The organism is Homoserinibacter gongjuensis, from assembly GCF_030161875.1.
Taxonomy (GTDB): Bacteria; Actinomycetota; Actinomycetes; order Actinomycetales; family Microbacteriaceae; genus Homoserinibacter; species Homoserinibacter gongjuensis.
Window position 1 is genome coordinate 2,218,618 of sequence record NZ_BSVA01000001.1, and the last position, 22,901, is coordinate 2,241,518.

15 protein-coding genes, 1 tRNA gene and 4 pseudogenes are annotated in these 22,901 nt (G+C 69.8%); 9 read left to right on the plus strand and 11 right to left on the minus strand.

The window, feature by feature from the left end:
* Positions 1-106 precede the first annotated feature (106 nt).
* Positions 107-1,471 carry a zinc-dependent metalloprotease gene (locus QQK29_RS11985; protein WP_284300573.1) on the minus strand — a complete coding sequence of 455 codons (1,365 nt, stop codon included), beginning with the start codon at positions 1,469-1,471 and terminating at the stop codon, positions 107-109.
* Between the two features lie 96 nt (positions 1,472-1,567).
* Between QQK29_RS11985 and QQK29_RS11990 the strand changes: the two genes are divergently transcribed.
* The 4 genes and pseudogenes from QQK29_RS11990 (at position 1,568) to QQK29_RS12005 (ending at position 6,699) form a co-directional block, all read left to right on the plus strand.
* Complete coding sequence (locus QQK29_RS11990) at positions 1,568-2,713, plus strand: YlbL family protein (protein ID WP_284300576.1); 1,146 nt, start codon at positions 1,568-1,570, stop codon at positions 2,711-2,713.
* Positions 2,714-2,771: 58 nt separating this feature from the next.
* Positions 2,772-5,664, plus strand: a pseudogene (locus QQK29_RS11995) (UPF0182 family membrane protein).
* Position 5,665: 1 nt separating this feature from the next.
* A complete protein-coding gene (locus tag QQK29_RS12000) occupies positions 5,666-6,556 on the plus strand; it encodes a class I SAM-dependent methyltransferase (RefSeq protein WP_284300579.1) in 891 nt (296 codons plus the stop codon).
* A 66-nt stretch (positions 6,557-6,622) separates the two neighbouring features.
* Positions 6,623-6,699 (plus strand) — tRNA-Met (locus tag QQK29_RS12005).
* Positions 6,700-6,824: 125 nt separating this feature from the next.
* Here QQK29_RS12005 and QQK29_RS12010 read toward each other — a convergent pair.
* Together QQK29_RS12010 and QQK29_RS12015 are read right to left on the minus strand one after the other, a co-directional pair.
* Positions 6,825-7,160 carry a hypothetical protein gene (locus tag QQK29_RS12010; RefSeq protein WP_284300581.1) on the minus strand — a complete coding sequence of 112 codons (336 nt, stop codon included), beginning with the start codon at positions 7,158-7,160 and terminating at the stop codon, positions 6,825-6,827.
* Between the two features lie 9 nt (positions 7,161-7,169).
* A complete protein-coding gene (locus QQK29_RS12015) occupies positions 7,170-7,751 on the minus strand; it encodes a hypothetical protein (RefSeq protein WP_284300583.1) in 582 nt (193 codons plus the stop codon).
* Positions 7,752-7,838: 87 nt separating this feature from the next.
* On the opposite strand from QQK29_RS12015, the gene QQK29_RS12020 reads away from it, so the two are divergent.
* On the plus strand, positions 7,839-8,657 hold the full coding sequence (locus tag QQK29_RS12020; RefSeq protein ID WP_284300585.1) for a carbon-nitrogen hydrolase family protein: 819 nt from the start codon (positions 7,839-7,841) through the stop codon (positions 8,655-8,657).
* 6 nt (positions 8,658-8,663) lie between these two features.
* Here QQK29_RS12020 and QQK29_RS12025 read toward each other — a convergent pair whose 3' ends face one another.
* The 3 genes and pseudogenes from QQK29_RS12025 to QQK29_RS12035 all read right to left on the minus strand — a co-directional run bounded on the left by QQK29_RS12025 (position 8,664) and on the right by QQK29_RS12035 (position 11,221).
* Entirely contained in the window at positions 8,664-9,263 is a 600-nt protein-coding gene (locus QQK29_RS12025) for an HdeD family acid-resistance protein (protein ID WP_284300587.1), read from the minus strand.
* 54 nt (positions 9,264-9,317) lie between these two features.
* Entirely contained in the window at positions 9,318-9,959 is a 642-nt protein-coding gene (locus QQK29_RS12030; RefSeq protein WP_284300589.1) for a hypothetical protein, read from the minus strand.
* An 84-nt stretch (positions 9,960-10,043) separates the two neighbouring features.
* Positions 10,044-11,221, minus strand: a pseudogene (locus tag QQK29_RS12035) (aminotransferase class I/II-fold pyridoxal phosphate-dependent enzyme).
* Between the two features lie 132 nt (positions 11,222-11,353).
* Here QQK29_RS12035 and QQK29_RS12040 point away from each other — a divergent pair.
* Positions 11,354-12,838, plus strand: coding sequence for a S1C family serine protease (locus QQK29_RS12040; RefSeq protein ID WP_431308694.1), 1,485 nt, complete (start codon positions 11,354-11,356; stop codon positions 12,836-12,838).
* 147 nt (positions 12,839-12,985) lie between these two features.
* The gene (locus QQK29_RS12045) at positions 12,986-14,032 is read left to right on the plus strand and encodes a glycosyltransferase family 2 protein (RefSeq protein ID WP_284300593.1); all 1,047 of its coding nucleotides are present in this window, start codon (positions 12,986-12,988) and stop codon (positions 14,030-14,032) included.
* A 64-nt stretch (positions 14,033-14,096) separates the two neighbouring features.
* Here the strand turns inward: QQK29_RS12045 and QQK29_RS12050 are convergent, their stop codons facing one another.
* Together QQK29_RS12050 and QQK29_RS12055 are read right to left on the minus strand one after the other, a co-directional pair.
* Entirely contained in the window at positions 14,097-16,232 is a 2,136-nt protein-coding gene (locus QQK29_RS12050) for a CDP-glycerol glycerophosphotransferase family protein (protein ID WP_284300594.1), read from the minus strand.
* Between the two features lie 119 nt (positions 16,233-16,351).
* Positions 16,352-16,951: pseudogene (locus tag QQK29_RS12055) on the minus strand (CDP-glycerol glycerophosphotransferase family protein); the annotation flags it as partial.
* A 132-nt stretch (positions 16,952-17,083) separates the two neighbouring features.
* Here QQK29_RS12055 and QQK29_RS12060 point away from each other — a divergent pair.
* On the plus strand, positions 17,084-18,385 hold the full coding sequence (locus tag QQK29_RS12060; RefSeq protein WP_284300596.1) for a CDP-glycerol glycerophosphotransferase family protein: 1,302 nt from the start codon (positions 17,084-17,086) through the stop codon (positions 18,383-18,385).
* 157 nt (positions 18,386-18,542) lie between these two features.
* Here QQK29_RS12060 and QQK29_RS12065 read toward each other — a convergent pair whose 3' ends face one another.
* Together QQK29_RS12065 and QQK29_RS12070 are read right to left on the minus strand one after the other, a co-directional pair.
* Positions 18,543-20,093 (minus strand): type I restriction enzyme subunit R domain-containing protein, encoded by a 1,551-nt coding sequence (locus tag QQK29_RS12065; RefSeq protein ID WP_284300599.1) that lies wholly within the window; start codon positions 20,091-20,093, stop codon positions 18,543-18,545.
* On the minus strand, positions 20,051-21,655 hold the full coding sequence (locus QQK29_RS12070; RefSeq protein WP_284300602.1) for a type I restriction endonuclease: 1,605 nt from the start codon (positions 21,653-21,655) through the stop codon (positions 20,051-20,053). The genes QQK29_RS12065 and QQK29_RS12070 overlap by 43 nt, the downstream gene beginning before the upstream one ends.
* 97 nt (positions 21,656-21,752) lie before the next feature.
* Here QQK29_RS12070 and QQK29_RS12075 point away from each other — a divergent pair, with 97 nt between their 5' ends.
* Complete coding sequence (locus QQK29_RS12075) at positions 21,753-22,031, plus strand: hypothetical protein (protein WP_284300604.1); 279 nt, start codon at positions 21,753-21,755, stop codon at positions 22,029-22,031.
* 44 nt (positions 22,032-22,075) lie between these two features.
* On the opposite strand, the pseudogene QQK29_RS18725 reads toward QQK29_RS12075, so the two are convergent.
* Positions 22,076-22,837 (minus strand): annotated as a pseudogene (locus tag QQK29_RS18725) (restriction endonuclease subunit S); the annotation flags it as partial.
* Positions 22,838-22,901: the final 64 nt, after the last annotated feature.

Consider the following 22,901-nt stretch of genomic DNA (forward strand, 5'->3'; position numbering starts at 1 on the left):
CGCCGCTTCGCGGCTCCTCACCCACCTCGACCCGCGTGGCGCGACGTACTCAGCTGGTTGAGGAGCGGCGCGCAGCGACGCGTCTCGAAACCCCCGCAACTCGCGCTCACTCCTCGTGCGGACGCTCACCCGTCGTGTCGTCGAGCAGGTCCTGCAGGGCGCGATCCACGTCGTCCTGCACCGGTTCGCCGCCCGTCAGGCGCGCGACGAGCAGGGTCGGGTCGTCGATGTCGGCGTCGCCCGGGATGATGTCGGGGTGCGCCCACAGCGCATCGCGCGCATCGGCGCCCACAGCATCCGTCACGGCCTGCCACATGGCGGCCGCCTCGCGCAGCCGCCGCGGGCGCAGTTCCAGCCCGACGAGACTCGCGAACGCCGACTCGGCGGGGCCGCCCGCGGCGCGACGTCGGCGCACCGATTCGGCGATCGCATCCGACTTGGGCAGGCGCGAGGTGGCCTGCGCCGTCACCACGTCGACCCAGCCCTCGATGAGCGCGAGCATCGTCTCGAGACGCCGCAGCGCCGCGAGCTGCTCGTCGCTCTTGGGCGGGATGAGCTTGCCGCTCGTGAGCGCCTCGCGCAGCGCCTCGGGGTTGGTGGGATCGAAGTCGGCGGCGAGGTCCTCGAGCGGTGAGGTATCGATGTGGATGCCGCGCGCGTAGTCGGTGACCTGGGTGAGCAGTTGCAGCCGCAGCCACTTCGCATGGCGGAACAGCCGGGCGTGCGCGAGCTCGCGCACCGCGAGGTAGAGCCGCACCTCCTCGACCGGCACCTCGAGCCCGCGGGCGAAGCCTTCCACGTTCTGCGGCACGAGCGCCGCCTGGCGCTGTTCGCCGTCGAGCAGCGGGATGCCGACGTCGCCGCCGGAGACCACCTCCTGCGCCAGCTGCCCCACGACCTGGCCGAGCTGCATCGCGAAGAGGGTGCCGCCGACGTTGCGCATGACGCGTCCTGCGTCGCCGAGCATGCTGCCGAGCTCTTCGGGCGCCTGCTCCTCGAGAACGCGCGTGAGGGCGGTTGCGATCGAATCGGCGACCGGCTCGGCGAGCTGGGTCCACACCGGCATGGTCGCTTCGGCCCAGCCGGCGCGCGTGAGCAGCGTGGGCTCGCTCGTGAGGCTCGCGATGTCGGTGGCCTCGTCGAGCCACAGGGATGCCACGTGCAGTGCCTGCTCGAGGGCGGAGACCTCGGCCGGTGTCGCCGCGACGGCCGAACGTGCGGCCAACGCCGTGGCCTGCTCCTGGGCGAGTGACCAGTTGATGCCGTCGCCGGAGTTCTGCAGTGCCTGCTGCAGTTGACCGATGAGCTGCTTCACGAGGTCGGGGTCGGCGGGCAGGCCGGCGGCGCTCGCGAGTTGTGACGGGTCGAGCTCGGAGTTGCCGGCGAGGAAGTCGCGCAGCATGTCGCGGAACTCCTCGCCCGGGTCGTTCTCGGAGCCGTCGAAGAGCGGATCGCGGGGCTCGTCTGCCATGCATTCCACGCTAGTGCGGGTTCCCGGGCTTGCGCCTGCGGATTGCCCTAGGCTGACCGGGTCTCGGCTGCGCCCGCAGCGAACACGGAGGACCCTGTGACGCTCGACCCGGCAGCCCCCGAGCGCGAGCCCACCTCCCGGCGGCAGCTCGTGGGTCAGGGGCTCATCCTCGCGTCGCTGCTCGCCGTGCTCGTGATGGCCATCTCGCCGGCGCCCTACGTGGTCGAGAGACCGGGCCCCGTCTACGACACCCTCGGCACGACCGAGGTCGAGGGCGAGACGACGCCGGTGATCGCCATCGACGGTGCCCCCACGTATCCCACCGACGGGCGGCTCGACCTGCTCACGGTGTACATCGACGGATCTCGCGACAACCCGATCGACTGGTTCCAGGTGATCGGGGCATGGCTCGACCCACGCCGCGCGGTCGTGCCCATCGACCTCGTCTATCCCGAAGGGCAGACCGAGGAGCAGTCCGACGAGGAGAACGCCCTCGCGATGCAGGCCTCGCAACAGGCGGCCACCGCGGCGGCACTCGACGAGCTCGGGATCGACGTGGACTCGATCGTGACGGTGCTGGGTGTCACCGAGGGCGACCCCGCCGACGGCGTACTCGAGCCGGGCGACGAGATCCTCACGATCGACGGCAGCCCGATCGCGAGCGACGCTGCGCTGCGCGAGGTGATCGCGGATGCGGGGGTCGGCACCGAACTGGAGCTCGGCATCCGCCGCGACGGGGTGGAGCGCACGGTGACGGTCACGACGGCGCCGCGCTCGGCATCCGACGATTCGCCGATCATCGGCGTGCTGCCCGGCCTCATGTTCGACTTCCCGTTCGAGGTCGCGATCCACCTGCAGGACGTGGGCGGGCCGAGCGCCGGCATGATGTTCGCGCTGGGCATCTACGACACGCTCACGCCGGGCGCGCTCACGGGCGGCGAGCACGTCGCGGGTACCGGCACGATCGACGCCGACGGCGCGGTCGGGCCGATCGGCGGCATCCGGCAGAAGATGTTCGGGGCGAAGGATGCCGGGGCCGACTGGTTCCTCGCCCCCGAGGCCAACTGCTCCGAAGTCGTCGGTCACGTGCCCGACGGTCTGCGGGTGTTCGCGGTGTCGAGCTTCGACGAGGCGCTCGAGGTGGTGCGCGCGATCGGCGAGGGGAGGCGACCGACGGTTTCCCGAGCTGCGGGTGACGCGGTCGGCACCGCTCCCAGAGCGCCCTCAGCGGCGCGCCCATAGGATGGTTTGAGCCGCCGGGGTCCGCTTGACCCCCGCTGACCCCGCAGGAGCGCCACCCGTGACATCCGCCAGCAGCACCTCCGCCGTCCGTGCCCGTGGACGCAGCACGATCGCGATCGTCGTCGCGATCCTCGCTGTGCTCGTGGTCGGATTCCTCGCGTTCGCGTACCTGTACGCCGACGTGCTGTGGTTCAGCCAGCTCGACTCCTCTCCGTGCTCACCACCCAGTGGTGGGCGATGGGCCTCATGTTCCTCATCGGGTTCGCCTCGATGGCGATCGTGATGTGGCTGAGCATCTTCATCGCCTTCCGCTCGCGGCCGCTCTACCAGAAGCTCAACTCGCAACTCGATCGCTACCAGCAGGTCGTCGAGCCGCTGCGCCGCCTCGCGATGATCGGCATCCCGGTGCTGCTCGGGCTTTTCGTGGGCGTCTCCACGGCCGCGCGCTGGTCGACCGTGCTGCAGTACCTCAACCGCACCTCGTTCGGGCAGACCGACCCGCAGTTCGGGTTCGACGCATCGTTCTTCGTGTTCGAGCTGCCCTTCCTCCGCGGGCTCGTTGCCTACGCATCGGCGATCGTTCTCATCTCGGGTCTCGCGGCGATCGCCACGCACTACCTCTACGGCGGCATCCGGATCAACGGGCGCGAGGTACGCGTGACGCGTGCGGCCCGCATCCAGATCGCGGTCATGGCGGCCATCTATATCGCGCTGCAGGCCGTGAGCATCTGGCTCGACCAGTACGCGACGCTCACGCAAGACACCGGCACCATCACGGGCGCCGCCTACACCGAGGTCAACGCGGGCATCCCCGGCCGGGCGATCCTCGCCGGAATCGCCGCGCTCGTGGCCCTGCTGTTCATCGTGACCGCCGTGATCGGTCGCTGGCGCCTGCCGCTCATCGGTACGGCCCTGCTCATCGTGTCGGGGCTCGTGGTCGGCACCATCTACCCGGCGATCGTCGAGCGCTTCACCGTCGTGCCGAACGCGAAGCAGGTCGAGGCGCAGTACATCCAGCGCGCGATCGACGCCACGACCCACGCCTACGGGCTCGACGACCTCGACGTCGTCTCCTACGACGCCGTCACGACCGCGTCGCAGGGCCAGCTGCGCGAGGACGCCGCTACGACCGCGAGCATCCGCATCCTGGATCCCGCGATCGTGAGCCCGACCTTCCGCCAGCTCGAGCGCGTCAAGCAGTACTACCAGTTCGCGACCCACCTCGACGTCGACCGCTACGAGATCGACGGCCAGACCCAAGACACCGTGATCGCGGTGCGCGAGCTCAACCAGGCCGGTCAGACCAACTCCGGGTGGTACAACAACACCCTCGTCTACACGCACGGCTACGGCGTCGTCGCGGCCTACGGAAACAGCCGCGCCGCCGACGGCACGCCGCAGTTCCTCGAGTCGGGCATCCCGTCGACCGGCAAGCTCGGCGAGTTCGAACCGCGGGTGTACTTCGGCGAGAACTCGCCCGAGTACTCGATCGTCGGCGCCCCCGACGGCGCCGCGCCGATCGAGCTCGACTACCCACGTGGCGGCAACGACACGAGCGACACCAACGCCGCGACCTTCACCTTCGACGGCGACGGCGGCCCGGTGCTCGACGACGTCGTCAAGAAGCTCGTCTACGCGCTCAAATTCCAGTCGGCCGACCTGCTGCTCTCGGACAACGTGACCGACCAGTCGCAGATCCTCTACGACCGCAACCCCATCGAGCGCGTCGGCAAGGTCGCGCCGTACCTCACGCTCGACACCGACACCTATCCGGCGGTCGTCGACGGACGCATCGTCTGGATCGTGGACGGCTATACGACCACGGCCAACTACCCCTACTCGAGCGTGCAGCAGCTGTCGTCGACGATCGCCGACACGTACACGCCGTCGCCGGACTTCCCGCTCGACGACGTGAACTACATCCGCAACTCGGTCAAGGCCACGGTCGACGCCTACGACGGCAGCGTCACGCTGTACGCCTGGGATGACGAGGACCCGATCCTGAAGACCTGGCAGAAGATCTTCCCCTCGACCCTCAAGCCGGCATCCGAGATGAGCGAGCAGCTGACCTCGCACGTGCGCTACCCGGCCGACCTGTTCAAGCTGCAGCGCGCGATCCTGCAGACCTACCACGTCGACGACGCAGGCACCTTCTACTCGGGCGACGACGCATGGGCGACCCCGGAGGACCCGACGCAGACCTCGGGCGTCGCGCAGCCGCCGTACTACCTGACGATGCAGATGCCGGATGCGGACGCCCCGTCGTTCTCGATCTACTCGACCTACATCCCGGCGAAGCAGGCCACCGACACCGGCCAGAGCGTGCTCACGGGCTTCCTCGCGGCGAACGCCGACCCGGGGAGGACTACGGCAAGCTCACGCTGCTGACCCTGCCGACGCAGGACACCGTGCCGGGCCCCGGCCAGGTGCAGTCGAACTTCAACTCGAACGCCACGGTGGCCACCGAGCTCAACCTGCTCAACCAGCAGGGCAGCAAGGTGACGCGCGGCAACCTGCTGACGGTTCCCGTCGGCGGTGGTCTGCTCTACGTGCAGCCGGTGTACGTCGCCTCCACGGGTGAGACGAGCTACCCGCTGCTGCGCAAGGTGCTCGTCGCGTTCGGTGACCAGGTGGCGTTCGAAGACACCCTGGATGCCGCGCTCGACAAGATCTTCGGCGGCGATTCCGGTGCGAACGCCGGCGACAACGGCACCGAGGACGACCTCGATGGCGGCGACGGCCAGACCGGCGGCGACACCGGCGGTGAGACGGGCGGCGATACCGGTTCGGACTCGACGACCAACGCGGCTCTCAAGCAGGCGCTCGCCGACTACCAGAAGGCGCTCGCCGACCGAACGAAGGCCTACGCCGACGGCGACCTGGTCGCTGCGGCCGAAGCCGACGAGCGCATGCAGAAGGCGGTCGAGGCCGCCATCGCCGCGACGGAGTGACATGAACGAGCCCACCGACCCCGTCGACCCGGGCGGTGGGGAGTGGCTCGAGCGCAACCGCGCCCGTTGGGACGAGATCGTGCCGGTGCACGTGGCCGCTCCCATGTACGACCGCACGGCGCTGCGTGAGGGCCGCGGGCGGTTCATGACGCCCATGGAGGAGTCGGAACTCGCCGGCTACGCACCCGGCGGCTGGGCGGGTAAGCGCGTGCTGCACCTGCAGTGCCATTTCGGGCTCGACACCCTCGTATTCGCGCAGCGCGGCGCCGAGGTGGTGGGGATCGACTTCTCGATGCCGGCCGTCGAGGAGGCGCGGCGCACGGCCGAGGAGCTCGGACTCGCGGATCGCTCGCGCTTCGTGCGTGCCAACATCTACGACGCACGCCACGCGCTGCCCGACCCGGGCGGGTTCGATGTCGTCTACAGCACCTGGGGCACGATCGGCTGGCTGCCCGACATCGCCGAGTGGGCTCGGATCATCGCCTGGTTCCTGAAACCCGGCGGACGGCTCTACTTCGCGGACGGGCATCCGGCTGCTCTCGCCCACGATGACCCGGAGTCGGGGGAGGGGCTGCCCGAGCTGCGCTACGAGTACTTCGCGCGCATGCCGCTCGTCTTCGACGACGGGGCGGACTACGCGGATGCCGAGGCGCAGGTCGAGAACTCCGTCACCTGGGAGTGGATGCACCCCACGGCGGAGGTGCTCACCGCCCTGCTGGATGCCGGCCTGCGCCTCGACTTCTACCACGAGCACGACGTGGTGCCGTGGCAGCTGTTCGGTTCCCTCGTCGAGCAGCAGCCGGGCCTCTGGGGGTGGCCGGCGGAACGCTGGCTGCCGCTGACCTTCTCGCTCGGCGCCACCAACCCCGCAGATGCGCGAGGAGCGGCGTAGCCGCGTCTCGAAACCCCGCCGCAGGCAGCGCGCCCTCCGCACCCGTGCTAGGCTTACTTCTTGTGCCGCGGGGTGGAGCAGCTCGGTAGCTCGCTGGGCTCATAACCCAGAGGTCGTAGGTTCAAATCCTGCCCCCGCAACCAATCGAAGGGCCGTCCGACAGGGCGGCCCTTCGTGTTTTCCCGCCGCGTGCAGCCAGCGCTCACTTGCCAGTTGTTGTCGCCTCACTCCCGCAGAGGCGACAACAACCGGCAAGCGAACCGCGCGATCAGGCCGTGCCGAGCCGCACGAGCAACACCGCAAGGGTTGCGGCGGCCATCACCAGCACCATTCCGGCGACGGGCGCCCACCAGCTGGGCAGCCCCTGCCGGGATCGTGCCACGACCACTCCGATGCTGCCGAGCAGGGCGACGGATGCCGCGATGATCGTGCCACGGAAGGCTGCGGTGACGAGGTCGTAGTCGCAACGATCTCCGCATCCGGCCACGCTGAAGGTCTGCAGCGTCACGAGATACGTCGCGATGATCGACACCGCGAGTTGCACGCCGATCAGCAGGATCGACAGCGCGCGTGCATTCGCGTCGGGGTACCTCGTGCGCGCCACGCGCGGGGCTCAGCCCGTGATGAGCGACTCGTCGATCGCCATGAAGATCGTGCCGATGAGCGCGCCGTTGGGAAGGAACGCCACCACGGCGCCGCTGTCGGAGCGGCCGACGATGACATCATCCGGGAAGAAGTCGCCGTAGTACTCGCTCGCCCGGTAGCCGTCGATCACGCTCGCGGGCAGCGCGAAGTCCCAGGTGCCCACGCCCGGCTGCACGTAGTCGAGGGCGAGCACCGCATCCACGGCGCTGTATTGCATGTCGGCCTCGCTCGCCGCGATGACGACGCGGGTGGGCTCGGTCAGGTAGTCCTCGATGGGGGCCGTGTCGCCGCTCGAGATCGCATCCGCGAGGTCGCCCTCGATGCCGCCATCGTGGGCGGAGCCGGTGGGTTTCGACGACGGCTCGGGGCTTTCCTCGTCGTCGCTCGGCGCGCTGGGGGTGTCGGATGCGGTGGGCCGGTTCGTCGGCTCCGAGAGGGCCGGGTCGGTGCCGCACGCGGCGAGCGTGACGGCGACGAGCGAGAGGCCGGCGACCAGCGCGAGCACGCGCGCGACGCCGGAGGGACTCGTGGGGCGGGGCGAGGGGGTCATCCGGCACCTTGTCGACTCAGGGGAGGGCTGTGTCGAACGATGATAACTCGCATTCCTGACATCTGACCCCCGGCGTAGGCTGACGCCATGAACGCCGAAGACGCGCCATACGCGGTGGCCGTCGCGCAGTTCGCGCCGAGTGCCGACACCGCAGCCAACCTCGAGGAGATCTCCCGGCTCGCGGTCGATGCCGCCTCCCGCGGCGCCATGCTCGTGGTGTTCCCGGAGTACTCGTCGTACTTCACGCCGAAGATGGGCGCTGACTGGGTCGAGGCGGCGCAGAACCTGCACGGTCCCTTCGTGCGCGGGCTCGCCGAGATCGCCGCCGAGCTCGGCATCCACCTCGTGGCCGGCATGCTCGAGGTCGTGCCGGGTGAGCCGGAACGCGCAGCGAACACGGTCGTCGCCCTCGGCCCCGACGGCGAGCTCGTGGCGCACTATCGCAAGCAGCACCTCTACGACGCCTTCGGGCAGCGCGAATCGGACTGGATCGTCGCGGGGCCGATCGAGGAACCCCAGACGTTCACCGCGGGCGGCTTCACCGTCGGCATCCAGACCTGTTACGACGTGCGCTTCCCCGAGGTCACCCGCCGCCTCGTCGACGCGGGCGCCGACCTCGTGGTGCTGCCCGCCGAGTGGGTGCGGGGTCCGCTCAAGGAGTCCGCGTGGCGCACGCTCGTCACCGCGCGCGCCATCGAGAACACCGTGTACATCGCCGCTGCCGACCAGGCACCGCCGATCGGCGCCGGCAACAGCATGATCGTCGACCCGATGGGCGTGGAGCTCGTGACGATCGGCGAGGCGACGGATGCCGCGGTCGCCTGGATCAGCCCCGCCCGCATCCGCGAGGTACGTCACCTGAACCCGGCGCTCCAGTTGCGCCGGTTCCGGGTGGCGGCCGGGTAGTCCGCGCTACGCCGCCCGGAGCGCCTCGTTCGCAGCTCCGCGGGCCTGGAACGCGATGATCACGAGCACGAGGCCCGCAAGCACCGCATACGCTCCGAGCACGTAGATCAGGCCGATGAGCGCCGACTGCGGCGTCGTGAACAGCAGGATCGCGAGCAGGATGCCGAAGAGGATCGATAGCACCGAGAAGACGATGCCGAGAACCTTGGCGCCGCCGCTCGCGATCGACGCGGCGGCCGGGATGCCGAAGATGCCGCTCATGATCGCCCAGATCGCCACGATCCACAGCAGCACGAGGAGCGCGAGGGCGCCCGCCGCGACCGGGAAGATCATGACGACGACACCCGCGATGACCCCGACGATGCCGATCGTGAGCAGCCACACCCACCTGGGGTCGGTCTTGCGGGTCGAGACCGCCTGCACGATGTTGACGATCCCGTCGATCACGGCGTAGAACGCGAAGACCCAGACGAACGCGACAGCCGTGGCAACCGGCCAGATGAAGGCCAGGATGCCCAGGATGATGGCGAAGATGCCGCGCAGCAGCACGAGCCACCACACGGACTTGACGAAGCGGCTGACCTCGATGACGTTGTCACTCGACATGCGGTGGTTCCCTTCCTCCGCGGGGGACGCCGTCGTCCCGCCGTCGGGGCGAGCCTAGCCGCGGTGCGCCCCCACGGCCAGGGTCGCCGCGTACCGGGCGAAGACCAGCTTGCCGGGCGTCGTATCGGTGACATCCGCATCCACCCCGCGCTCGAGCATCGAGATGAGTCCGCTCGCCACCGCGTCGAGTTGCTGTCCGGGCGCCGACATGGCGATACCCGAGCCGAGCACGCTCACGACGGCCGCGATCGCCTCGGCGTCGACGTCGAGGCGCACCATGCCGGCCCTCTGCAGGGCGGGCAGCAGTTCGGGGTGGATCGTCAGATCGGGCACGCGCGCGACGCCGTCGATGGCGCGCATGATCCGCTCGAGGCCCCCGGGGTCGGCGAGGTAGAGCGCGCGGGCCACCGGATGCTCGTAGATGGCTCCGAGGGCGTAGCCGAAGATGCGGGAGGGCAGGCCACCGCGCGGGTCACGGTCGACGTTGTCGGCGATGATGCGCACGAGGTCGCCGGTCTCGCGAGTCAGCAGCGCAGCGAGCAGCTCCTCGAAGAGCGGGTAGAGGGTGGTGACGTCATCGAAGGTCACGTCGAGGTGCTGGGCGATGCGGGCGTAGCCGAGTGCGTCGGCGCCGTCTCCGACGACGATGGCTGCGGCAGCGTCGAGAACGTCGTCGTGGGTGGGGGTGGTGTACATGAACGACCATTCGGGTGGGTTTGCGCGTCAGCCTAGACCCGAGCCTGGACAGGTCAGTACACCCTGTTCGGGGGCGACGGCACCCTAGCCGCGCATCGTGCCGAGCCGTCGGGTCGCCTCCTCGATCACCTCGACGCGCTTGCAGAACGCGAAGCGCACGAGCGAGGCATAGGGCGCGCGGCGATCCGGATGCACGAACGCGGTGAGCGGGATCCCCACGACGCCCGCCAGCTCCGGCAGCCTCCGACAGAACGCCCCGGCGTCGGCATGACCGAGCGGAGCGGCATCCGCGATCACGAAGTACGAGCCGGCGGGTCGGCTCACTCCGAAGCCCGCGGCGCGCAGCCCGTCGATCAGCAGGTCGCGCTTGTGCTGGAGGGTCGCCGCGGTGCTGGCGTAGAACGTGTCGGGCAGGTCGAGGCCGAGCGCGATCGCGGGCTGGAACGGTGCGCCGTTCACGTAGCTGAGGAACTGCTTCACGGCGAGCACGGCATCCCGCAGTTCCGGCGCCGCGGTGAGCCAGCCGATCTTCCACCCGGTCGTCGAGAAGGTCTTGCCGGCGCTCGAGATGCTCACAACCCGTCCCGACGCCCCGGGGCGTGCAGCGGACGGCGTGTGCGTGCGGCCGTCGAAGACGAGATGCTCGTACACCTCGTCGGTCACGACGATCGCGTCATGGCGGTGGGCGAGCTCGATCGCGAGATCGAGGAACGCCGGCTCGAGCATGGCGCCCGTCGGGTTGTGCGGCGTGTTCAGCAGGATGACGCGCGTGCGGTCGGTGACGGCGGCCCGGAACTCGTCGGCATCCGGCTGGAAGTGGGGTGCCCGCAGCGGCACGGGCACGTGGCGGCCGCCCGCGAGGGCGATGATCGCGCCGTAGGAGTCGTAGCCCGGCTCGAGGGTGACGACCTCGTCGCCACGGTCGACGAAGGCGAGCAGGGTTGCCGCGAGGGCCTCGGTCGCGCCCGCGGTCACGAGCACCTCGCGATCGGGGTCGACCTCGACGCCCCAGAAGCGACGCTGATGGCGGGCGATCGCCTCGCGCAGCACCGGCATCCCGAGTCCCGGGGGTATTGGTTGACGCCGGATGCGATCGCCTCGCGCGCCGCCTCGAGCACCTCGGCCGGGCCGTCTTCGTCGGGGAAGCCCTGGCCGAGGTTGAGGGCGCCCGTCGCCGTCGCGAGCGCCGACATCTCGGCGAAGATCGTGGGGCGAGCCGTGCCGTCCGCGTCGAGCAGCAGCGCACCGCGGGCCGCACGCATCCAGGGAGCATCGGTCACGGCCACACGCTACCGGCAAGGTCTTTCCCGCGCCCAAGTAGGCTCCCAGGGCGAGCATAGAGATCGCTCAGCTAGCGATTGCACGCTGGCCACTGCGTGAAAGGAGCGCCCCCGATGCCCGATTTCGAGTCGTCAGACACCCCCACCCCCGAGACTCCTTCGCCGGTCTTCCCGCCGGTGGTTCCTCCGGCCGCCCCGCTCGCCTCCGTGCCCGCGCCTGCGGGCTCTGTCTCCTCGCCCGTATCCCCGGCCCCCGGCGCGGGCGGGCCTGTGCCTCCGACCCCCGCCGCCGGTGGTTCTGTGCCGCCGACCCCGGTCGCGGGTGCCCCCGTGCCGCCGCCTCCCGGCGGGACGCCCCAGGCCGCGACCGGCCCCGCCGCCGCCCCGCAGCGCTCGCTCGCCGTGCCGATCATCGCGGCCGCGGTGGTCGCGGCGCTGCTCGGCGGAGGTGTCGGCGCCGGTGTCGCCACCTGGGCCGTCACGAGCCAGACCGCGCAGCAGTCCTCGACCGACACCGGCTCGCACCAGACCATCACCGTGAACAACCCGGATGGCACGGATGTCGTCACGGCCGTCGCCGCGAAGGCCGCCGACTCGGTGGTCACCATCAGCGTCGCGGCGGGCAACTCCGGCGGCACCGGCTCCGGCGTCATCCTGAACTCCGACGGGTACGTGCTCACCAACACCCACGTCGTGACGCTCGACGGCTCGTCGGCCGACGGCGCGATCGAGGTGACGACCGCCGACGGCCGCATCTTCACCGCCAAGCTCGTCGGCCTCGACCCGATCGTCGACCTCGCCGTCATCAAGCTCGAGAACGCGTCGAACCTCACGCCGATCGAGTGGGGCGACTCCGACTCCCTCGAGGTGGGCGACCAGGTCGTCGCGATCGGGGCGCCGCTCGGACTTTCGAACACCGTCACCGACGGCATCGTGAGCGCGCTCGGACGCAGCATCCAGATCCAGTCCTCGGCGGTGCCCGACTCGGGCGATGCCGACCAGACCCCCGACCAGGACCAGAACGGTGGCCAGGGTCCCTTCGACTTCTGGCAGCTCGACCCGGGCCGGGGCTCCTCGGGTGGGCAGAGCGCCACGATCTCGCTGCCCGTGATCCAGACGGATGCCGCGATCAACCCCGGCAACTCGGGCGGTGCGCTGCTGAACGACACCGGCCAGCTCGTCGGCATCAACGTCGCGATCGCCTCGACCGGCGGTTCCTCCGGCGGCGGCCAGAGCGGATCGATCGGCGTCGGCTTCTCGATCCCCTCCTCGCTCGCGAAGCGGGTGGCGCAGGAGATCATCGAGAACGGCGAGGCTACGCACGGCCTGCTAGGTGCCACGGTGAGCACCGCCACCTCCGACGACTCGGATGTCGTGGGCGCCGTCATCCAGGACGTCACCTCCGGTGGCGCTGCGGCCGACGCGGGTCTCAAGAAGGGCGACGTCGTGACGGAGTTCAACGGCGTGGCGATCGCGAACAGCACCGACCTGACTGCGCAGGTGCGGGCTCTCGCATCCGGATCGACCGCGAAGCTGAACTACCAGCGCGACGGCAAGGCGGCCACCGTCGAGGTGAAGCTCGGCGAGCTCACGCTCTGAGCGCCGTCTCTCGACAGCCCCCGCCCCGCGACGCCGTCCACGTTCCTCCGGACGGACACGCGGGGCGGGGGCTCGTCGTCGCGAGAGTGCTGCCCGGGATGTCATAGGCTCGTTCGCACCCGCATCCGCGGTCCGAACAGGGGGCGCATGGCACAGCCGCACGCGGCGACCGGCGTCTCCTACGTCATGCCGGTCTTCAACGAGGTCGGATACGTGGCCGACGCCGTGCGCTCGGTACTGCGCCAGGAGTACGACGGCCCCGTCGAGGTGATCCTCGCGCTCGGACCCTCGACCGACGGTACGGCGGATGTCGTGACGGCGCTGCTGGGGGAGGACGACCGCATCCGCGTGGTGCAGAACCCCGAACTCGACATCCCGATCGGCCTCAACCGGGCCATCGCCGCCGCGCGCTACCCCGTGATCGTGCGCGTCGATGCGCACACGGAGCTCGCCCCCGACTACACGGCGCGGGGCGTCGAGACCCTCACGCGCACGGGCGCGGCGAGTGTCGGCGGCGTCATGGCGGCCGCGGGGCGCCCGGGCGTGCAGGCGGCGATCGCCCGCGCCTACAACAGCCGCTTCGGCCTCGGCGGCGCGCGCTACCACGACGACGACGCCGAGGAGGAGGGTCCGGCGGAGTCGGCCTACCTCGGCGTGATGGATGCGGCGGTGCTGCGCGAGATCGGCGGCTACGACGAGAGCCTGCGTCGCGGTGAGGATTGGGAGCTCAACTTCCGGCTGCGCAATGCCGGGCACCTCGTGTGGTTCGACCCGAAGCTGCAGGTGCGCTACTGGCCGCGGTCGAGCTGGAGCGCGCTCGCACGGCAGTTCTGGGCGACCGGGGTGTGGCGCGGTGAACTCGTGCGGCGCCTCGGGGCTCGTAACTCGCTGCGTTACTTCGCGCCGCCGCTCTTCGTGATCGATCTCGTGCTGTGCGTGATCCTCGCGCCGCTGCTCGCCACGGGACTCGTGGGCGGATGGCCGGGCTGGGTGCTCTCGCTTGTGTACCTCGGGCCGGTGCTCTACCTGGCGCTGCTCGCGTTCGCGACGGTGCGCTCGCCCGGGCGGCTCGTCGATCGGCTGCGCGTGGCGCGTGCGATCGCGATCATGCACGTGTGCTGGGGGCTGGGCTTCCTCGTGGGCGTCACGCGCGGTGCGGGGGATGCGGTCGACACCTCGCGCACGGAGTCGTAGCCGCGACGCTCAGGTGGTTGAGGAGCGCCCGGCGCAGCCGGACGCGTCTCGAAACCGCCGCCCCTTACAGCCACCCTGCCTCGATCATCCGCTGCACGACGCGGCGCCCCGCCTCACCGTCGTCGAGTGGCGTGAACCGCTCGCGCCAGCGCGCGGCCTGCTGCCGGTAGCGCGCCCGCGCGACCTCCGCATCCGTGATCGCGTCGAGCAGTTCCTCCCGCGTGCGCACCACGGGCCCGGGGGCTTCGGCGAGCAGGTCGAAGTAGAAGCCGCGCAGGTCGGAGCTGTAGTGGGCCAGGTCGGGGGTGAAGAACACGACGGGGCGTCCGGTGGCCGAGAAGTCGAACATGACGGAGGAGTAGTCGGTGACGAGCACGTCGGCCACCTCGAGCAGGTCGGCGACGTTGGGGTAGCTCGTGACGTCGATGAGGCGCTCCGCCTCGAGGTCCTTGCCGTAGCGCAAGGTGCGCGAGTGGCCGCGCACGAGCATCACGTGGTCGTCGCCGAGTTCGCGCGCGAAGCTCGTGAGGTCGAGGTAGTCGACCATCTCGGTGCGGTCGTCGCGCCAGGTGGGCGCGTAGAGCACGACGCGCGCACCCTCGGGGATGCCGACGGCCGCCCGGATGCCGCTCGCATCCGCTCCCGTCACGAGACGGTCATTGCGGGGGTAGCCCTCGTCCCAGGTGCCGCGCTCGTAGGCGTACGCCGAGCGGAAGATGCGCGCGCTGTAGGCGTTCTGGGCCAGCAGGGCGTCCCAACGGCGGCTTTCGCGCTTCACCGCGATGCGGGTGCGCAGGCTGACCCTGGCGCGATCCAGCGCGAGGCGCTTGAGCATCGTGCCGTGCCAGGTCTGCAGCACGTGCTGGTGCGGGCGGGGGCGGTAGCGCTTGCGCAGCCAGTCGTTCACGATGAGCACGCGCGCAGCTCCCCGCACGCGCCACCATTCGCGGCTGCCCTCGATGAGCCGCACGTCGCCATCGGGGATCGCGACCGAGCCGTCGACGACGCTCCAGTACCGCGTGACGTGGGGTCGCATCCGGCGCAGCGTGCGGGCGATTCCGAGCGGATTGTCGGAGGCCGATTGGCCGTAGAAGCTCTCGAGGAACACCGCGTCTTCGGGCCTCGTTGTGCCGCGGCGGTAGGCGCGTTCGAGGCGCTTCTGGTTGCGTCGCCCGCGTTCGTCGTCGGCGAGCGGTGCCGACACCCGCAGCACGAGGCCGCCGGCGCGCAGCAGCAGTTCGGCATGGAAGAGCGGATGCGTGAACCGCGGTGGCAAGCCGGCCTCGACGTGCAGCCTGCTCGTGCCCACCTCTCCCGCGAGCGTCAGGCGGTAGTCGCCGGACGGCAGGGCGAGGCCCGGCGTTCCCCAGCGTTCGGTGAGCAGCGGCAGGCGAACGCTCAGGCTGCCGCCCGCTTCGACGGCCGCGTCGACGCGGGCGCGCGCACCCTCGAGCCGCACGCCGGTGACGGCCCGCACGGGCTCGGCGATCGTCACACGCAGCGCCGGCCCGTCGGCGGCCTCTTCGAAGGCGGCCTCGACGACGCGTGCCCGGGCGAGCCGCCCGTCGGGAACCCGCAACTCAGGAACGTTGGCGGGTGTGCGGCCCGCGACGGCCGCATCCGCTGCATCCTCCTGAGTTGCGAGACCGACGGTGCCGGTGCGCGTCAGGATCTCGGCGAGCACCCGTTCGGCGCTGCGCCCGTCGAGGCGGTCGACGTGCTCCTCGCGCAGCCACACGGTGTGGCGCGCGATGCGCCGCCCGAGTTCGGTGTCGGTTCCGACCGCGTCGAGGTGCTCGAGCACGTGCTGCCAGCTCGCGACGTAGCGGTCGTCGCTGAAGACCCGGTAGTTCTCGTAGAGGCCCCGCGCGCGGGCATACAGCTCGACGTCGGGGGCGAAGAACACCACGGGGCCGCCGGTGAGCGCGTAGTCATAGGCGATCGAGGAGTAGTCGGTGACGAGCACGTCGACGCCGGCGAGCGCGGGCGTCACGTCGACCAGCTCGCGGCTGCCGAGCATCCGGATGCGCGGCGACACCGCCGGGCCCGCGGCGTAGTCGCCGAGTCCCAGCGGGTGGGCGCGCACGAGCAGCACGGCGTCGCGCGCCTCGAGCCAGCGGGCGATGAGGTCCCACTCCTCGCGCGTCGGCGCGCCGGGGTCGGCGGCCCCGTCGCGCCAGGTGGGCGCGTAGAGCACCACGCGGGTCGCGTCGTCGAGGGGGAGGCCGCGTCGGCGAGCAGCATGCGCGCGTCGGCGCGCACCTCGGCAGGGTCGCGCCCGAGCAGCGCGTCGTCACGGATGTCGCCGAGGGCCGGGATGCGCTCGAGCGGCACCCCGAACGCGGTCGCGATGCGCGGCGCGACGAGCTCGGATGCGACGGGGAACAGGTCGATGCCGCGGCCCGCGAACCGGTAGGCGCGCGCCAGCAGGGCGCGCACGTAGCGATGGTCGGGAACACCACGGATGCGCAGCGTCGCGGGGGAGTCGAGGTGCAGCTTCTTGAGCGGGATGCCGTGCCACAGCTGCACGACGAACGCACCCGCGGTCGCGTAGCGGTTGACGTCGCCGTAGCCGTGGGTCACCACGAGCACGCGGGCGCGCAACGTCAGCCAGAAGCCGCGCCAGGAGTGCTTGGCGACCGCATCGAGACCGCGGGATCGCGCCTCACCGAGTTCGGCATCCGTGCTCGCGAGCCACACGAGACGCACCTCGTCGTCGAGGCGCTCGCGGGCGATCCGGTACAGGGGCAGCGCGCCCTCGCCGAGGCCGATGCCGCAGCCGAAAGCCCACAACTTCGACGTGCGCGGGACGAGCAACGCGGCGATCGCACCCAGCGCATAGAGGGGCAGGCGGAGCAGCTTTCGAGCGTTGCCGGCGCCGAAGGTGAAGGTCGCAGGCATCGGCACTGATTCTGTCATGCGCGGCCGTGCCGACAGCGTAGCTTCGGCCCTGCGCTGCAACCGATCGGTAACGATGCACGGCGATGGACGGGTGCGTTTCGAGGGGCTGGTGTAATGGTTCGGGCGCACAGCGCCGGGGAGGACGTCAGGATGGGGCTCGTCAGCGACGCCAAAGCGGCGCGGAAGGTGCTCCGCAACGCGCTGCGGTCCCGCAACACCCGGCGCGAACTGGCCCGCCGCATGGAGCTCGAGGGCACCGGCGAGCCGGGCCGCGTCGAGATCGTGGTGTACTTCGCCGACACCCGTGTGAACCTCTACCAGATCCGCCAGTGGTACGCGCCGCTCGCCGAGCTCGCGGCCACGCATCCGGTGACGATCCTCACCCGTAGCCCCGGTGCGACCCTCACGCTCAAGGACGAGGCGCCCGTGCCGGTCGTCTACTGCCGCAAGGTGACCGACCTCGAGGCGTTCGTCGGCCGACACGACGTGAAGCTCGTGTTCTATGTGAACCAGAACACCAAGAACTTCCAGATGTTCCGCTACGGGCGCATGTGGCACGTGTTCATCAACCACGGCGAGTCCGACAAGATGTACATGACCACCAACCAGTTCAAGGCCTACGACTACGCCCTCGTCGCGGGCCAGGCGGCGCTCGATCGGCTGTCGAACAAGTTGTGGGCCTACGACGTGGCCACCAAGGCCATCCCGATCGGCCGACCCCAGGCCGACCATTTCGCGGGCGAGGTGCCGTATCCGTCCGACGATCGCACGGTCGTGCTCTACGCGCCGACCTGGGAGGGCGACCGCCCGGCGGCGGCCTACGGCTCGATCGCCTCGCACGGCGTCGCGATCGCGGATGCGGTGCTCGCGTCGCCCGCGCACCGTTTCGTCTACCGGCCGCATCCGCGATCCGGGGTGATCGATCAGGAGTACCGGGCGGCGAACGAGCGCATCATCGCGGCGATCGCGGCGGCGAATGCCGCAGACCCCACTGCTCACCACGTGTACGACGACGGCCCCCAGCTCGGCTGGCAGCTCGCGGATGCGGATGTCGCCATCACCGACATCTCGGCCATGGTGTACGACCGTCTCGCCGTCGGCAAGCCGATCCTCGTGACGCGGCCGGCATCCCCCGATGCCGAGGTCGACGAGCAGGGCTACCTCGGGTCGGCCGAGTGGCTGCGCGCCGACGAGACGCCCCGAGTGCTCGCGGAGGTGGACCGGGTGCTCAACGACGAGTCGGCCCGGTCCACCCTCGCCTTCTGGTCGGCGCACCACTTCGGCGACACGACCCCCGGCGCTGCGACGGCCCGCTTCCATGCGGCCGTCGAGCAGCTCGTCGCCGAGTGGGAGCGCTGCGCGGCCCAGCACGCCGACGACCGCCGCACCTCGGAGTCCGACCCCTTCGACGACGATGACGACGAAGAGGGCATGCCGGCCTCGGGCGACTGAGCGATCCGCGTCTCGAAACCGCCGCCCCGGCTGTCCCACCCAGCCGGTTGAGGAGCGGATCGCACGCGATCCGCGTCTCGAAACCGCGCAACAGACGCTCTCCCGCCCGTTTTGAGCGTCGGATGCGCGGTCTCGTTCGGGGTGGCGCGGCCGACTGCTACCGCGTGCGCGCGACCGCCTCGTGCACGAGTTCGCCGAGCAGCTGCCGCAGCTCGAGCTGCAACTCCGCGCGCTCGAAGTAGAGATCGGCCATGCGCCCGTGGTTCGCGGTGTTGGTGAGCACCGCTTCGCTCACCGCCGTGCCGAGGTCGGGCGACGCCATGAACTGCGCCCGCGTATTGGCCGCGGCCTGTGTGCGGATGACGGGGTCGGCGCTCAGCACCGTCACGAGGCCCTCCACCCACGACTGCTGCTCGGCGGGGGTGAAGTCCTCGTCGGCGAACAGCTCGTTGATGCGCGCAAGCACCTCGGCGAGCCGCACCATCCGCGGGTCACGGGAGGCACCGGATCCGGCTGCATCGACGGGCTTCAACGGCGTCGCCTCACCCGAGGCGAGGTCGAGGTCGAGTTCGGCCGCACGGGCTTGCTTGATGTGGGTGAGTTCGACGGTCGAGAAGTCGATCGGATCGGTGTCGCGTCGTCCGGTGAGGCGCGGCTGCAGCAGTCGCAGGTAGAGCGAGCGCTTCTCGAGCGAGGTGTCGTGGTAGTTCACAATCTGAGAGAGGAAGTCGTAGAGCCGCACGAAGGTGCCGACGTCCTTGCGGAACAGCTCCAGCTCGTCGAGGTCGGCTCGGTTGTCGGTCGCGATCGCATCCTCGTACCGTCCGTTGAACCGGTCGGCCGCGGCCTTGAGCGGCGCGGTGTGCGCGCCGTGCTTGGCGCTCGCAAGGTAGGCCTCCGTAAACGCCTCGACCTCGGCATCCGTGTAGACACCCGCCGCATCGAGTTTCGCGCGGATGTCGTGCAGCTTGTCGACGTCGGTCACCTCGGTGAGCTGGGCGTCGCGGAAGTAGGGCAGGAACGAGTCGAGGATCTCCTGGGGGTCGTTCACGAAATCGAGCACGTAGGTCGTGTCCTTGCCCGCTGCCGGATAGGTGCGGTTGAGGCGCGAGAGGGTCTGCACGGCGGTGACGCCCGAGAGCCGCTTGTCGACGTACATGGCGCTCAGGAGTGGCTGGTCGAAGCCGGTTTGGTACTTGTTGGCGACGATGAGTAGCTGGAAGTCGTCGGATGCGAACGCCGTCGGCAGCGAACGCCCGCGCAGCCCGGTGTTGAGGTTCGCCTCCGAGTACGGCGGCTCCACGCCCGCGAGGTGTGCCCCTGGGACCTGCTCGGCGGTGAGCGTGCCCGAGAACGCGACGAGCGTCGCGATGCGGTAGCCGTTCTTGGCGATGTAGGCGTCGATCGCCTCCTTGTAGCGCACGGCGTGCTCGCGCGAGCTCGTGACCACCATCGCCTTCGCGTGCCCGTCGAGCAGGTGCCGCACATTGGCTCGGTAGTGCTCGACGATGATCTGCACCTTCTGCACGATGTTCGTGGGGTGCAACGACACCCAGCGCATGAGCTTCTTGGTGGCTTCGGTCTCGTCGACAAGGTCGACCGCCTGCAGGTGCCGCTTGCTCGACTCCGCGATGCGGAAGGCGGTGTCGTAGCTCGTGTAGTTCTTCAGCACGTCGAGGATGTAGCCCTCCTCGATCGCCTGCTGCATCGTGTAGACGTGGAACGGGCGCGGGATGCCGTCGGCGTCCTTCCGCCCGAACAGCTCGAGGGTCTTCGCCTTGGGCGTCGCGGTGAAGGCGAAGAACGACAGGTTGGGGAGTCCGCACGCGCCGCCATCTGCTCGGCGAGCACGGCTTCGGTGTCGAACTCGCCCCCGTCGTCGACCGCGGCCCGCTCGTCGGCGGTGAGCACCTCCTTGAGCTTCTTGGCGGCCTCGCCGGTCTGCGAGGAGTGGGCCTCGTCGGCGATGATCGCGAAGCGCTTGTCGGTGAGGCCGGAGTTCTCGCGGATCGCCTCGAGGGCGAACGGGAAGGTCTGCAGCGTGACGATCACGATGAGCTTGCCGCTCAACAACTCCTTCGCGAGCAGCGCCGATTTCGAGGTGACGTTCTCGCCGGCCTTGCGCACCTCATCCGCGTTGATCGTGGCGACGGTGCCGTCGACCCCCTCGATCTGGCTGATCGCCTTCTGCAGCTGGTCATCGAGCACCGTGCGATCGGTGACCACGATCACGGTGTCGAACACCTTGCGGTCGTCGGCGTCGTGCAGGGTGGCGAGCCCGTGGGCGAGCCAGGAGATGGAGTTGGTCTTGCCCGAGCCGGCGGAGTGCTGCACGAGGTAGCGCTGGCCAGGGCCCTCGGCGCGGGCCGTCTCGAGCAGCCGGGTCACGAGCTCCCACTGGTGGTAGCGCGGGAACAGCAGCGTGGTGGTCTTGGTGACGGTGCCCGTGATCGGGTCGGTCTGGGTGCGCTTGTCGAGGTGCAGCAGCTTGCCCAGGATGTGCAGCCACGCGTCGAGCTGCAGCACCTCGGTCCAGAGGTACTCGGATGCCGCCCCGCCCGGGTTGAGAGGGTTGCCGCTGCGTCCGTCGTTGCCGCGGTCGAAGGGCAGGAAGTGGGTGGCCTTTCCCGCGAGCTTGGTGGTCATGGCGACCCGGTCATCCGAGACGGCGAAGTGCACGAGGCAGCGGTTGCCGAAGCCGAGCAGCGGCTCGCCCTTGGGGTCGCGGTTCTGCTTGTACTGTGCGATCGCCTCGCCGAGCGTTTGCGTGTTCTCCGTCTTGAGTTCGATCGTCGCCACGGGCAGGCCGTTCACGAACAGCACCAGGTCGATCGAGTTGCCGTTCTTGGTGGAGTAGTAGACCTGCCGCATGACGCGCAAGCGCACGGCTTCGTAGCGGGAGGTCGCGGTGCGGTTGAGGCTTGTCGCGGGCTTGAACGCGCACATTGCGAACGACGCGGGGGTCTTCTTGAACCCGCCGCGCAGCACGTTGAGCGTGCCCCCGCCGGCGTCGAGCGGCAGGTCGAGGGTGGCGACGAGCCGGTCGAGCAGCTGCTGCTTGGCCTTCTCCTGCTCCGCTGCGGATGCGGTGGGCTTGACGACCTTCGCCCACTCCTCGGGCTGCGTCTGCTGCAGCCAGGCGTAGACGTCATCCGGGAACAGGGCGCGCTGCTTGTCGTAACCCGCGGCGGTGGGGGAGTAGAGCCACCCGCCCGCCTCGAGCGTGGCGCAGAGCTCGTTCTCGAAGGCCTTCTCGTGGTGGATCGCCATGATGTGTTCAAGCATGGCGCATATATGCGTCGGTGCTGCAGCCCGCGTTCGGGTGCGGGCCCGGCAACGGCACGCGTTCGAACTCCATGGTGAGTCGATGCCCGGCGTGCTGCCGCCGGTCGCGACGGCGGCTCCCCATGGAGTTGCTACCGCTTCGACCGGTGAGCTGCCCTCACGCCGCGGTGACGTCGAGCTGACCTGTGACGGCAGCCGTGATGAGCGCCGCACGACGCTCCTTGGCGAGCTCGATGAAGCGCTCAGCCTTCGCGATGAGCGCGTCGATCTTCGCCGTCTGCTCGTCGAGGTACGCGACGATGCGCCGCTGCTCGTCGAGCGGCGGGAGGGGATGCGAAGCGCGGCAGCCACCGGCTGGTAGATGGTTTGGTGGGTCGAACCCATCATGAGCGAGGCGAAATACCCCCTCATTGCCCGAAACACGTACACAAGGAACTCGGGTTCCAACCGCTCAGAGCAGACCCAGTTCCAGAAATCCTGGCTCGTGGCCATCGGGACGGGCATGATGCCGCTGAACCCGACTGAGGCGGTTCGCGACAGTACGACCGTCCCTGCCGGCAAGAGCTCCGCGGCGGAGTTCGCGAGGCCGAGCTCACTGATGCGGTTCGCCGTTTCGCCCAAGTACATGCGCGTGCCGTCGCGCAGCTGCCAGACATCTGCCAACGTGAACCAGGGGATGGTGGTGTTCTCCCAGTACTCGATTTTGGCGCGGCTTGGCGTGTGCCCGGTCTTCATCGTCGCGACTCGCCGGAGGTTGAGCTCTTCCCAAGCTGCGCAGATGTGGTTGCTCCAGCCGAGGCTCGACGCTTTCAGTGGGCCGCCGTCGACCCCCTGTGATGCCCCACGCACGATCTGGGCGTGGCGCCGCTGGCGCAATCGACCAACGAGCTGCTCTTGTTTCGCGATGAGCGTGTCGATCTGGGCAGTCTCGCGGTCGAGGTAGTCGGCGATGGTCGCCTGCTTCTCGAGTGGCGGAATCGGTATACGGACTCTCATGAGGTCGCTGCTGCGAATTCCTACGCGGGTGACGCCGGATGCGAGTACTGCCCACTGCATCGACACGAACGTCGATGCGAGCGCCCAATAGACGTATCGAGGGTGCGAGGTCGACTCGTCCGGCCGAACGATCGCAAGATGGTAACCGCAAACGAGGTCATCGGCTTCGTATGCGACGTACGAAGGACTCCTATGTCGTCGGCCGTTTCGGAGTCTTTAGTGATAAGAGTGTCTC